The 12,361-nt window shown below is 71.0% G+C and carries 14 protein-coding genes; 10 read left to right on the forward strand and 4 right to left on the reverse strand.

Features of this window, described 5'->3' with window-relative positions; all coding sequences use genetic code 11:
* Positions 1-40: 40 nt before the first annotated feature.
* The 6 genes from KIP79_RS17180 to KIP79_RS17205 are packed head-to-tail and all read left to right on the forward strand — an operon-like array spanning position 41 to position 5,360.
* A complete protein-coding gene (locus KIP79_RS17180; RefSeq protein WP_214105824.1) occupies positions 41-1,018 on the forward strand; it encodes a carbohydrate ABC transporter permease in 978 nt (325 codons plus the stop codon).
* A gap of 1 nt (position 1,019) precedes the next feature.
* Positions 1,020-1,865 (forward strand): carbohydrate ABC transporter permease, encoded by an 846-nt coding sequence (locus KIP79_RS17185; RefSeq protein WP_214105825.1) that lies wholly within the window; start codon positions 1,020-1,022, stop codon positions 1,863-1,865.
* Between the two features lie 38 nt (positions 1,866-1,903).
* A complete protein-coding gene (locus KIP79_RS17190; RefSeq protein ID WP_214105826.1) occupies positions 1,904-2,674 on the forward strand; it encodes an SDR family NAD(P)-dependent oxidoreductase in 771 nt (256 codons plus the stop codon).
* A gap of 35 nt (positions 2,675-2,709) precedes the next feature.
* The gene (locus KIP79_RS17195) at positions 2,710-3,528 is read left to right on the forward strand and encodes an SMP-30/gluconolactonase/LRE family protein (RefSeq protein WP_256447308.1); all 819 of its coding nucleotides are present in this window, start codon (positions 2,710-2,712) and stop codon (positions 3,526-3,528) included.
* Positions 3,528-4,313, forward strand: coding sequence for an SDR family NAD(P)-dependent oxidoreductase (locus KIP79_RS17200; RefSeq protein WP_214105827.1), 786 nt, complete (start codon positions 3,528-3,530; stop codon positions 4,311-4,313). Before KIP79_RS17195 ends, KIP79_RS17200 begins: the two co-directional genes overlap by 1 nt.
* Positions 4,314-4,352: 39 nt before the next feature.
* A complete protein-coding gene (locus KIP79_RS17205) occupies positions 4,353-5,360 on the forward strand; it encodes a LacI family DNA-binding transcriptional regulator (RefSeq protein ID WP_214105828.1) in 1,008 nt (335 codons plus the stop codon).
* 5 nt (positions 5,361-5,365) lie between these two features.
* On the opposite strand, the gene KIP79_RS17210 is transcribed toward KIP79_RS17205, so the two are convergent.
* Positions 5,366-6,787, reverse strand: coding sequence for a GH1 family beta-glucosidase (locus KIP79_RS17210; RefSeq protein WP_214105829.1), 1,422 nt, complete (start codon positions 6,785-6,787; stop codon positions 5,366-5,368).
* 5 nt (positions 6,788-6,792) lie between these two features.
* Entirely contained in the window at positions 6,793-7,578 is a 786-nt protein-coding gene (locus KIP79_RS17215) for an amidohydrolase family protein (protein WP_214105830.1), read from the reverse strand.
* A gap of 143 nt (positions 7,579-7,721) precedes the next feature.
* Here KIP79_RS17215 and KIP79_RS17220 point away from each other — a divergent pair, with 143 nt between their 5' ends.
* The 4 genes from KIP79_RS17220 (at position 7,722) to KIP79_RS17235 (ending at position 11,252) form a co-directional block, all read left to right on the forward strand.
* Positions 7,722-8,264, forward strand: coding sequence for a 2,4'-dihydroxyacetophenone dioxygenase family protein (locus tag KIP79_RS17220; protein WP_214105831.1), 543 nt, complete (start codon positions 7,722-7,724; stop codon positions 8,262-8,264).
* Positions 8,265-8,281: 17 nt separating this feature from the next.
* Positions 8,282-9,280, forward strand: a complete 999-nt coding sequence (locus tag KIP79_RS17225) for a zinc-dependent alcohol dehydrogenase (protein ID WP_214105832.1) — start codon at positions 8,282-8,284, stop codon at positions 9,278-9,280.
* 33 nt (positions 9,281-9,313) lie between these two features.
* Positions 9,314-10,294, forward strand: coding sequence for an NAD(P)H-quinone oxidoreductase (locus KIP79_RS17230; RefSeq protein WP_214105930.1), 981 nt, complete (start codon positions 9,314-9,316; stop codon positions 10,292-10,294).
* A gap of 85 nt (positions 10,295-10,379) precedes the next feature.
* Positions 10,380-11,252 (forward strand): hypothetical protein, encoded by an 873-nt coding sequence (locus KIP79_RS17235; RefSeq protein WP_214105833.1) that lies wholly within the window; start codon positions 10,380-10,382, stop codon positions 11,250-11,252.
* A 75-nt stretch (positions 11,253-11,327) separates the two neighbouring features.
* Here the strand turns inward: KIP79_RS17235 and KIP79_RS17240 are convergent, their stop codons facing one another.
* Together KIP79_RS17240 and KIP79_RS48405 are read right to left on the reverse strand one after the other, a co-directional pair.
* Entirely contained in the window at positions 11,328-12,134 is an 807-nt protein-coding gene (locus KIP79_RS17240; protein ID WP_214105834.1) for a hypothetical protein, read from the reverse strand.
* A gap of 21 nt (positions 12,135-12,155) precedes the next feature.
* Positions 12,156-12,287, reverse strand: coding sequence for a hypothetical protein (locus KIP79_RS48405; RefSeq protein WP_256447298.1), 132 nt, complete (start codon positions 12,285-12,287; stop codon positions 12,156-12,158).
* Between the last annotated feature and the right edge of the window lie 74 nt (positions 12,288-12,361).

Consider the following 12,361-nt stretch of genomic DNA (forward strand, 5'->3'; position numbering starts at 1 on the left):
GGGCGCGGCCGCGTCCGCGGCGTACGGGACCTTCAGGGAGATGACCAGAATGGACAGCACCACCGTGGCGGCGTCGCGCCCGACGCCGGTCGAACCGGAGGGCCCGCGCCCGCGTGGCAAGCGGCCCGGCGGGCGCGACGGCGCCCGCCGCCGCGCGCTCAAAGACCGGATGATCTTCTTCGGCCCGCTGCTCGCGGTGCTGGTGGGACTGCTCGGCTTCCCCATCGTGTTCGCGCTGTACGCGAGCTTCGCCGACGTCGACGACATGTTCTCGATGGCGTTCGCCGGGCTGCGCAACTACGAGTCGCTGCTGTCCCAGCCCGAGACGCTGGTGCGGCCGTTCCTCAACACGATGCGGTTCGCGCTGGCCTCGGTGGCGATCTCGCTCACCATCGGCTTCGCCGCCGCGCTGCTGCTCAACAGCAGGCTGCGGGGACGCCGCGTCTTCCGCAGCGCGCTGATGTTCCCGTGGGTCATCCCGACCGTGCTCACCGCGCTGATGTGGCGCTGGGTCATGGACTCCAACGCCGGCGCGTTCAACGGGCTGCTGCTCCAGCTCGGGCTGATCGACGAGCCGGTGAGCTGGCTCGGCGACCCGAACCTCGCGCCGTGGATCATCATCCTGGCCCAGGTCTGGCGTGGTTTCCCGTTCATCACGGTGATGCTGCTGGCCGCGCTCCAGGCCATCCCCGAGGAACTGCACGAGGCCGCCGCGGTCGACGGAGCGGGCTGGCTGCGGCGGCTGCGTTCGATCATCTGGCCGGGCGTGCGGCCGATCTTCATCCTGGTCGGCACCCTGGAGGGCCTGTACGCCTTCCGCGAGTTCGCGATGATCGACGTCCTGACCGGCGGCGGCCCCGCCGGAGCCACCGAGGTCCTCGCCACGCAGGTGTACCGGCTGTTCTTCCAGTACCAGCGCTTCGGCGACGCCATGGCGCTGGCGGCGCTCATGTTCGTGCTGGCCCTGGTCGCCACGGTGCTCCTGATGCGCCTGTCGGCACGCGACGAAGAGGACTGACATGGCCAAGAACCTCCACCACGTCTCCCGTACGGCGGGCGCCGCCGGCCGGTACGCGCTGATCGTGGCCCTGCTGCTGTTCGCGCTGCTGCCGTTCGCCTGGATGCTCTCCACGTCGCTCAAACCGGCCAACGAGATCTACACCACGCCGGTGACCTGGTGGCCGTCGGCCCCGACCCTCGACAACTTCATCGCGGTCGTCACCCGCGCCGACTTCGGGGTGATCATGGGCAACACGCTCGTGGTCGCCGGGGTGTCGGCCACGGTGAGCACGCTGGTCGCGCTGTTCGCCGCGTACGGGCTGTCGCGGCTGGCCGGGCGGCGCGGGGAGACCCTCGTGCTGGTCCTGCTCTTCGCGCAGATGATCCCGACCATCCTGTTCGTGATCCCGTACTTCCTCATCTTCCGCACGCTCGGCCTGCTCGACACCCTGACCGCGCTCGTCGTCACGAACATCTCGCTGACCGTCCCGATCGCGACCTGGCTGCTGCGGCGCTTCATCGCGAAGGTGCCGCGGGCGCTCGACGAGGCCGCGCTCATCGACGGGTGCGGGCGGGTGGGCGCGTTGCTGCGGGTGGTCGCTCCGGCGGCGCGGGCGGGCGTGGGCGCCGTCTTCTTCTACGCGTTCCTGGTCTCCTGGCACGAGTACCTGTTCGCGCTGTCGCTGACGTCGTCGCCGTCGAACCGGGTCATCACGCTGGGGATCACCTCGCTGGTGGGCCAGTACCAGGTGTCGTGGGGCGAGCTGATGGCGCTGGGCCTGCTGGCCGTGGTGCCGCTCATCGTGGTTTTCCTGCTGGTGGAGCGCAACCTGGTCGAAGGGCTGGCCGGGGGAGTTAAGGGCTGACCGGGCGGACGCCCGGCGAGAAGAAAGAGCAACGGAACATGGGCAAGTTGGACGGACGGGTGGCAATCATCACCGGAGGCCAGCGGGGACTCGGCGAGGGCGTCGTGCGGCGCTTCGCGGCGGAGGGCGCGACGGTCGTCGTCGCCGACCTCACACCGGCCGAGTCGCTGCTGGACGAGCTCGGCGGCGCACATCGAGCGGTCGCCGTGGACGTGCGCTCGGCCGAGCAGATGGACGGCCTCGTCCAGGACACCCTCACCCGGTACGGCCGGCTGGACATCGTCGTCAACAACGCGGGCGTCATGGACTCCGGGGCGGAGGTGGCCGACCTGACCGACGCCGAGTACGACCTGGTGCTCGGCGTCAACGTCCGCGGCGTCTTCAACGGGTGCCGCGCCGCCGCCCGCGTCTTCCGCGGCCAGCCGCGCGGGCGGATCATCAACACCGCCTCCTACATCGGCAAGAAGGCGATCGCCGGGCACGCGCTGTACTCCGCGTCCAAGGCCGCCGTCATCTCGCTCACCCAGGCGCTGGCGCTGGAACTCGGCCGGTACGGGACCACCGTCAACAGCATCTGTCCCGGAACGATGTACACGCCCATGTGGGTGGAGAAGCTGGGGACGTTCGTCGGGGAGGAGAACCCCGACGTGGAGCAGTGGCGGCACCGGGCGGCGGAGGGCATCCCCGTCGGCCGGATGGGCACCGGCGACGACGTCGGCGCGATGGCGGCCTGGCTGGCCAGTGACGACGCCGACTTCGTCACGGGCGCGGCGCTCAACCTGACCGGCGGCGAGGCGGTGTTCTTCTGAGCGAGGTCAGGGCGGTCACCCCGCCTGTCGACATCCTGGGGGAGTCCCCGGTCTGGCTCGGCGACGACGGGCTGGTCTGGGTGGACAGCCTGCGCGGCCGGGTGAGCACGCTCTCCGGCACCGCGTTCGACCTCGGAGAGAAGGTGGGCTCGGTGGCGCCGCGCGAAGGCGGCGGCTTCGTGGCGGCGCTGGAACACCGGGTCGTCGCCACGGACGGCCAGGGGAGGATCACCGCGGAACTGGCCGCCCTCGACCTGCCCGCACACCATCGGCTCAACGACGGCGCCGTCGACCCGTACGGCCGGTTCGTGTTCGGCGGCATGAACGAGCACCGCGACGTCGCCGACGCCGCGCTCTACCGGCTGGCCGGGAATGGGCTGGAGGTGCTGCGTACGGACCTGACCCTCAGCAACGGCATCGACTGGTCGCCGGACGGGCGGACGATCTACTTCACCGACTCCGTGGCCAAGCGCGTCTTCGCCGCCGACTACACCGAGCACGGCCCCCTCACAAACGAGCGGATCTTCGCCGAATGGACCGGACCCGGCATGCCCGACGGCCTGGCCGTCGACGCCGAGGGCCGGGTCTGGTCGGCCATCTGGGACGGCGCCTGCCTGGTCAGGTACGCGCCGAACGGCGACGTGGCGGCCCGCCTCGACCTCCCGGTGCCCCGCCCGACCAGCCTGGCCTTCGGCGGGCCGCGGCTGGACACGCTGTACGTCACGTCGGCGCGGGTGGGCCTGGACGCGCCGACCCTGACGCGCTTCCCCTGTTCCGGCGCCGTGCTGGTGCTGCACCCCGGCGTGACCGGACTGATCACCAGACGGGTCCACCCCGGCGGAGAGGAAAGTTGATGTCCCCCTTGGACGGCAAGATCGCAGTGGTCACGGGGGCCCGGCAGGGCCTCGGCGAGGCCACCGCACGCCGACTCGCCCGCGACGGCGCCACCGTGGTCGTGACCGACGTGCAGGACCCGCGCGGGCTGGCGGCGGAACTCGGGCAACTGACCGGGCGTCCGCATCACGCCGAGTTCCTCGACGTGACCGACGGGGACCGCTTCGCCGCCCTGCTCGGCGAGGTGGCCGAACGTCACGGCGCGCTCGACGTACTCGTGAACAACGCCGGGGTGAGCCAGCCGCAGCTCCCGCTGACCGAGACCACCGATGCCACCTTCGAGCACGTCATGGCGGTCAACGTACGGGGCGTGTTCAACGGCGTACGCGCGGCCGGGCGGATCATGTCCGCCGCGGGCGGCGGCCGGATCGTCAACATCGCGTCCTACCTCGGCAAGCGGGGGCTGGCCACGTTCGGCGTCTACAGCGCCAGCAAGGGCGCGGTCATCTCCCTCACCCAGGTCGCCGCGGAGGAACTCGGCCCGTCCGGGGTGACCGTCAACGCCGTCTGCCCCGGAACCATGGTCACCCAGCTCATGCTGGACACACTCCCCGCGACGACCGGCCAGGAGAACCCCGACGCCGAGGCCTGGATGCGCCAGTACGCGCAGGACCGCGTCCCCGTCCGGCGGATGGGCAGGCCAGGCGACGTCGCGGCGCTGGTGAGCTGGCTGGCCAGTGACGACAGCGCCTTCATGACCGGCGCAGCTCTCAACCTCACGGGAGGCGAAGCCCTGTACTTTTGATCTACTGTTCCGTCATCCAGGGATTTGAGGGGCACCAGGGTGAGTAATGGAGCGTCGAAGCGGGTCACGCAGCGAGATGTGGCCCGTGCGGTCGGGGTCACTCCCGCGACGGTCTCCTACGCCCTGAACGGCCTGCCCGGGGTCAGTGACGAGCTGCGCGAGCGGATCAAGGCCGTGGCGGATGAGATGGGGTTCCGGCCCAGCCGGCTGGCGGTCGGCCTGCGCCTGGGACGGACGAACACGCTCGGGCTGCTGCTGCCGGACGTGGCCAACCCGTTCTACCCCGAGTTGGCCTCCGGCGTCATCGAGGGCGCGTCCGCCGAGGGCATGCAGGTCTTCGTGGCGCAGGTCGGGCTGGACGGCCGCGACCACGCGCCCGCCGTGTCGGCCCTGGTCGACAGCCACTGCGAGGGGCTGCTGTTCACGGCCGTCCTGCCGCACGACATCCCCATGCTGGCCGACCTGCGGGCCAGGGGCGTGCCGTTCGGCTTCATCAACCGCCGGATCGAGGGGTTCGACGCCGACTGGGTCGGCATCGACGACTTCGCCGCCGCGAAGGAACTCACCTCGCTGGTGCTGGAGGGCCGCCAGAGGGTGGCGGTCTTCGGCGGCCCCGAGCGCTCCTCGGTGAGCGCCGGGCGGGCCGCCGGAGCGCGGGCCGCCCTCGCCGCCGCCGGCCGGACGCCGCTGCCGGACGGCATGGTCGGCGATCTGACCAGGGAGAGCGGGGTGGAGCGCGCCCGCGCCCTGTTCGACGCCCGCGGCCCGGTCGATCTGGTCGTCTGCGGCAACGACGTCATCGCGCTCGGCGTCATGGACGTCTGCCACGAGCGCGGTTTCGCCGTGCCGGACGACGTGGCGGTCACCGGCTTCGACGACATGAGCTTCGCCAGCGCGGGTCCGCTGCGGCTCACCACGGTCGAGGTCCCCCGCCAGGAGATGGGCCGCCAGGCCGTGGCCAGCCTGCGCCGCCGGATGCTCGGCTTCACCGGCGAACCGCAGGTCGTGGAGTTGCCCTACACGGTCCGCCGGCGAAACACGGCGTAGCGGCGTCAGTCCGGGATACGGTGCGTCCGGGCCAGCTCGGCGTACCAGAGGGCGCTGTCCTTCTTCGTCCGGGCGAAGGTCTCGTAGTCCACGTGGACGACCCCGAAGCGCTTGTCGTACCCGTACGCCCACTCGAAGTTGTCCAGCAGCGACCAGACGAAGTAGCCGCGCAGATCCACCCCCGACTCCAGCAGCCGGTGCACGGCGGTGAGGTGCCGGCGCAGGTAGTCCACCCGCTCGACGTCGTGCACCCGCCCGTCGGCGACCACGTCGTCGAAGGCCGCGCCGTTCTCGGTGATCATCAGCGGCAGCCCGGGGTACGCGGCCGCCACCGAGCCGACCAGCTCGACCAGCCCGGCCGGCTCGATGTTCCACCCCATGGACGTGTACGGCCCCGGCTGCGGAAGGAACTCCACGTCACCGGCGCCCGGCCAGGCGTCGCCGTCCACGATCGCGTTGCCGCTGGTGACCCGCTCGCCGGACGCCGGGTCGCGCAGCCGGACCAGCTTGGTGGAGTAGTAGTTGACGCCGAGCACGTCCAGTGGCTGGTGGATCGCCGCCAGGTCGCCCGGCTGGACGAAGGACCAGTCGGTGATGCCGGCGGTGTCGGCGATCAGGTCCTCGGGGTAGGCGCCGCTCAGCATGGGCCCGGTCCAGATCCGGTTCCCGACGGCGTCGATCTTCCGTACCGCCTCGGCGCCGGTGGGCCCGGACGGCCGCAGCGCGTGCAGGTTGAGCGTCACCGAGAAGTCCGGGTCGTTGCGTACGACCTCGCGGAGCGCCGAGACGGCGAGCCCGTGCGCGAGGTTCAGATGGTGGGCGGCGCGCAGCACCGCCGCCGGATCCTGCCGCCCGGGGGCGTGGACCCCCGCCCCGTAGCCGAGATGGGAGGCGCACCACGGCTCGTTCAGCGTCGTCCACGTCGCGACGCGGTCGCCGTAGCGCTCGCCCATCAGCCGGGCGTACTCGGCGAACGCCAGCGCGGTTTCGCGGACAGGCCAGCCGCCCCTGTCCTCCAGCGCCTGCGGGAGATCCCAGTGGTAGAGGGTCAGCGTCGGGGTGATGCCGCGCGCCAGCAGCCCGTCGATGACCCGGTCGTAGAAGTCGAGGCCGGCCTTGTTCGGCGCGCCGGTGCCGTCCGGGATGACACGCGACCAGGAGATCGAGAAGCGGTACGACTCCAGGTTCAGCGACGCCATCAGGTCGAGGTCGGCGTCAAGGCGGTGGTAGTGGTCGCAGGCGTCGTCACCGGTGTCGCCGTTGGCGACCTTGCCGGGGACGCGGCTGAAGGTGTCCCAGATGGAGGGCCCGCGCCCGTCCTCCCGGGCCGCGCCTTCGATCTGGTAGGCCGCCGTCGCCGACCCGAAGACGAACTCGGGCGGGAACTCCAGGCCGCTGTCGCGGAAATCGGGTGATCCCTTGACCATGGTTGTCACTCCTCCTCGATCTGGAAGACGCGCCGGGCGTTGTCGGCGAAGAGCTTCCGCTTGACGTCGTCGTCGAGCTTCGCGTTGGCGACCAGCGGGATGTCGAGCGTCGTCTCGTAGTACGGGTTGCTGCTGGCCCACAGGACACGGTCGGCGCCGAGCCGCTCGACCGCGTGCTCGATCGGGTAGAGCTGGGTGTGCGAGACCGCCGTGTCGAAGACGATGTTGGGGTGCCGCTCGCCCAGGTCGAGGCTGGCGGCCTCGTGGGTGGTGTCCATGAACGGGTGCGCGTTGAGGAAGGTTACCGTGGGGAAGGCCTCGGCGAGCCGGCCCAGCTGGAACGGTGCCTCAAGGACCGAGTGCTGCGCCGTGTGCACCTGCGCGACGGCGTTCGGATAAACGGCCAGCCGCTCGACGATGGCGAACATCGAGGGGTGGTCCAGCGGCAGGCCGTTGAAGTCGTTGTGGAACATCAGGCCGGACAGGCCCAGCTCGTCCATCACCCGGTCGACCTCGTCGAGCGCCGCCGCGCCGTGCCGCGGTTCCACCACTCCCAGGCCGCGGACCAGCACGCCGGGGTGATCCCGCAGGGCGGCCGCGATGCCGTCGTTCTGCGCCCGCGAGTCGGCGACGCCGTTCGGGTCCTCGTATCCCGGGATGGGGGAGATGACGGACTGGTGAATGCCGTTCAGCTCCATCTTGCGGATGATCTCGCTGGTCGAGCCGGCCACTGACAGCACCGAGCTGATGCCCAGGTGGACGTGGACATCAATCTTATAGAAGTCGGTCACTTCCCCTTCTTCCCTGTGGCCGGGCGGATCTGCCCAAATGCCTGGTCAGGCCCACTGAGTCGCGTTACTTATTCGATTAATGTAGCATGGTCGCATCTCCGGCCGGCCAGGGCCGGCGGCACACACGAAAGGTTGCGCAGACGATGTCGGTGTCGACGCGGACAGATCCGGTGACGGGGGAGCCCCTCGCGTACCAGGGTGAGCAGCCGCACGGGAAGCTGGACGACCTCGTGATCACCGGCGCGCTCGACCTGGACTGTGACGAGCGCCTGTGGGTGCCGCAGTCCGAGTCGGTGTCGTTCCGGCCGCTGCTGCTCTCCGTCAGCCAGGGGTACTTCGTGAACATCCTGCGGGTGCGCAAGACCGGCATCCTGTCCCGGCACCGGCACGCGGGCCCGGTCCACGCGCTCACCCTCCGCGGCCGCTGGCACTACCTCGAACACGACTGGTGGGCCGAACAGGGCGCCTACAGCTTCGAGCCGCCCGGCGACATCCACACCCTGGAGGTCCCGGACGACGTGCCGGAGATGATGACCCTGTTCCACGTCACGGGGGCCTACATCTACGTGGATCCGGACGGCACGCCCAACGGGGTGGAGGACGTCTTCACCAAGCTCGACAACGCCCGCCGGCACTACGCCGCGAACGGGATCGGGCTGGCCTACCTCGACTCCCTCGTGCGTTGACCATGGAAACGCCTGCCATGCCGGCCCTGGTCAAGCTCAGCCACAGCCCGCGGGACGTGGCCGTCGTCGAACGGAGCCGTCCCGTACCGGCCGCCGGAGAGCTGCTCGTCCGCACCGAGGCGAACGGACTGTGCGGCAGCGACGTCCACGCCTGGAAACAGGACGCCGGATACGAGTGGCTGCCGGACTCCGTCGTGCTCGGCCATGAGGCGGTCGGCGTCGTCGACGGGCTCGGCGACGGCGTCGAGGAGTCCTGGCTCGGCCGCCGCATTGTGCCGATCTCCATCGACGGTTGCGGCGAGTGCGCCGTCTGCCGGACCGCCCCCCACCTCTGCCCCCGGCGCGACGTCATGGGCCTGTCGTTCGACGGCGCGGCCGCCGGGTGGTTCACCATCGACGCCGACCGGGTCATCGCCGTCCCCGATGACGTGCCGGTGCAGGCACTCGTCCTCACCGAGCCGCTCGCGATCGCCGCGCACGCGGTCGGCCAGCTGCGCATGCCCGCCGACGGGAGGCCCTGCGACATCGTGGTCACCGGGCCAGGGCCCATCGGCATCATGGCGGCGATGCTCCTGCACGGCCAGGGACATCGCGTCACCCTGGTGGGCATCGCCCGCGACCAGCCGGTCCGGCTGGCCACCGCGTCGGAGCTGGGCCTGCGCACCTCCCTGGGGGAGGACCTGCCGGACAGCCCGCCCTGCTGGCTGGAGACCTCCGGCGCGGAGGAGGCGCTCGCCCTGGCGGTGGGCAGGGTCGCGATGGCCGGAACGATCGTCGTGCTCGCGATGTTCTCCCGGCCTCCGGTGGTCGACGTCAACATCGTGACGCGCCGCGAGCTGACCGTCCTGGGCAGCTACGGCGCCACCAGGAAGGACTACGAGCTGGCGGTGGACACCCTGCGGCAGGACCCCGGCCGCTGGGCGCGGCTGGCGACGCCGTTCGCGTTGGACCAGGCGGTCGAGGCGCTCCGCGCCGTGGAGGAGGGCGCCGTCGTCAAGGCGGTGCTCGTTCCGTAGTCGTACGCACACAGGAAGAAGAGGTTGATCGCGGTGCGAGCGATCGAGATCGTCCACTACGGCGGCCCCGAGGCGCTGGTGTGGAACGAGGTGCCCGACCCGGTGCCGGGTCCCGGCGAGGTCCTGGTGGAGGTGACCGCGACGGCCGTCAACCGGGCCGACGTGCTCCAGCGCCAGGGCTCCTACGACCCGCCCCCCGGAGCGCCGGTGTATCCGGGGCTGGAGTGCTCGGGCCATGTCGTCGCCCTCGGCCCGGAGACGTCGGGCTGGGCGGTGGGCCAGCCGGTGTGCGCGCTGCTCGCGGGTGGCGGCTACGCCGAGCGCGTCGCCGTTCCCGTGGGGCAGCTGCTGCCCGTTCCCGCGGGCGTCGACCTGCGGACCGCGGCGGCCCTGCCCGAGGTGGCCTGCACCGTCGAGTCCAACCTGTTCCAGGTTGCCAGGCTGGGCCAGGGTGAGACCCTGCTCGTGCACGGAGGGGCGTCAGGCATCGGCACCTTCGCGATCCAGCGGGCGGTCGCCGCGGGCGTACGGGTGATCGTCACCGCCGGCAGTCCGGAGAAGCTCAAGCGCTGCCAGGAGCTCGGCGCCGACGTGGCGATCTCCTACCGCACCGAGGACTTCGCCGCCCGGGTCCTGGCGGAGACCGGTGGCCGGGGAGCCGACGTCGTGCTGGACATGATCGGCGGTGCCTATCTGGGCCGCAATCTCGAGGTGCTGGCGATCGGGGGCCGCCTCGTGATCATCGGCCTGCAGGGGGGCAGCCGGGCTGAGCTCGATCTCGGGCTGCTGCAGCGCAAGCGGGCCACCGTCACCGCGACGACCCTGCGGGCCCGCCCGCTCGCGGAGAAGGCCGAGATCGTCGCCCGGGTCCGTGCGCAGGTCTGGCCGTTGATCGAGTCCGGCCGGATCCGGCCGGTGGTGGACCGGGTGCTACCCATCACCGAGGCGGCGGCGGCGCACCACGCCCTTGAGGCCGGCGACCACGTCGGAAAGATCATCCTTACGGTGCGGTAGGTCGGTACCGCACGTTCACGACCGCCGTGGGGCCGCCAACGCCTTCGCCGAGCCGGTGGAGGCGGACCGAAACGGCCCAAGCGTCATGGAACGCCTGGCCGCACAGGCCGAGGCCAGGTTCGCCGACGACCAGGCCATGTCGCAGTACTACAACACCGCCCTGGCCGGAGGTAAGTGGAAGAACTGGCAGCTACAACCCCACATCGGGTACGGCGACATCGCCCGGTACGGCCCGAACGCGCCCTGGCAGCAGCCCGAGCTGAACAACGTCGCCCTGCCCGACGAGATCTTCCCGGCGGTCAGACGCATCACGCTGCCGGCCGTCGCCGAGATGGGCGTCGCGATCGACGGCTCGGACGCGTGGTGGCCGAACTCGGCCGCGGCCGCGGTGCTGCCGGAGTTCAGCCCGTACCAGAGCCAGCCGGAGCAGTACATCGAGGTGTTCAACCGGGGCGGCGTGGCCTTCGACTACCAGATCAAGCCGTCGGTGCCGTGGCTGCGGGCCGATCCAGCCAAGGGCCGCCTCGACAAGCAGGTCCGCAGCACACTGCGGGTCGACTGGTCGCGCGCGCCCAAGGGGACCACGAGCGTGCCCATCACGGTGACCGGCCCCGGCGGGGCCGGCGTCGTGGTGCAGGCGGTCGTGCGGAAACCCGACGGCCCGGTGAAGGGCTTCGTCGAGGCCAACGGGTACGTCTCCATCGACGACGGCCCCCCGCAGGTGGTGGACGTCATCGCCGCCACCGGCTCCGACGACACCCGGATGAACCGCCAGTGGGAGCGCAACACCTCCGACAACGTCAACCGGACCGTCACCACGCACACCATCACGACCCCCGGCGCGCACACCCTCAAGTTCTGGATGGTCGACCCCACAGTGATCGTCCAGAAACTGGTGGTGGACACCGGCGGCGTCCTGCCCAGCTACCTGGGTCCACCCCAGAGCAAGCAGGTCTGACCGCTCCGAGCTTCAGCGCGGTAGCGAACAGGCGATGGGCGTGCGGGATCGCCGCCGCCCATCGCCTGTGTGCCCCTAGCGTTTTTCCAGTAGGCCGAGTGCGACGAGGTCGGTTACGGGCTCGTCGATGCTGCACGTGCCGAAGGAGACGAAGTGCGGACGGGCGGCGGCGAGCGCCGTGGGCGTACACCAGTTGACGACGGTCTCCGCCTCCCGGCAGGCCAGTATGTCGGTGATCGCCGCCTTGTCGGCGCCCTGCTGGGCGGCGGCGGTCGCGGCGAGCACGTTGAGGAATCCGTGATGCTCGAACCCGGTGCCGTGGCCGGTGTGGCGGATCGCGTGGTGCAGGCCCGCCGTGAGCTTGAACGGGACGCCGTGACGGACGGCGCACGCCAGGGCCGCGGCGAGTGCCGGTTCGTCGGGGAAGTCCTGCGCCCGGGTGCCGCCGGTGCGGAACTTCAGGCGCAGGCCGGTCCCGGTCAGCGCGGGGACCTCCGCAAGCGCGTCCGGGGTGAGAGGCACCTCGGCGTACACGGTCACGTCCTCGGGCACGGCCATGTTCGGGAGGGCGCGCAGTTCTCCGTGGGCCGGTAGTTCCACGGCACGCAGCCGTACGCGCGGGTGCGCCGTGGCCTCGCAGACCCCGGCGGCGAGCGCCGCCGGGCCCTCCGCGATGATCACGGCCACCTCCAGCCGGGGGCCGTGGCCCGCGAGCAGATCGTGGAGCTCGGCCAGCCGGTGACGAGGGCAGACGAACGGCCCCACCGTGTCCTGGTACCAGGTGGAGCGGTGCTCCCAGTGGCGGGGCACCGCCAGCGCCATCGGCGCGTTGCCGGGAGGGAACAGGGCGGCGTCATCGAAGAACCCGGTGAAGTGGGCCATCGTCGATTCCTTCCGTCGGCGCTAGAGGTTCCCCACCCGGTCACGGGGAAGGGGGTCGGTGGAGTCGTTGTAGGAAACCAGACCGACCAGCCGCTTCAGCTCCTCGAAGCCGAGTTCGGCCAGGAGCTCCTGACGGGTCTGCTCGATGCTCACGGTGGCCCTCCAGAGGATTGGGGTGTGCGAACTTCCCGGTATGTCACTGCATCGAGGATTGGCCGCGCAACCTG

The sequence above is a fragment of the Acrocarpospora catenulata genome (genome assembly GCF_018476525.1).
Taxonomy (GTDB): domain Bacteria; phylum Actinomycetota; class Actinomycetes; order Streptosporangiales; family Streptosporangiaceae; genus Acrocarpospora; species Acrocarpospora catenulata.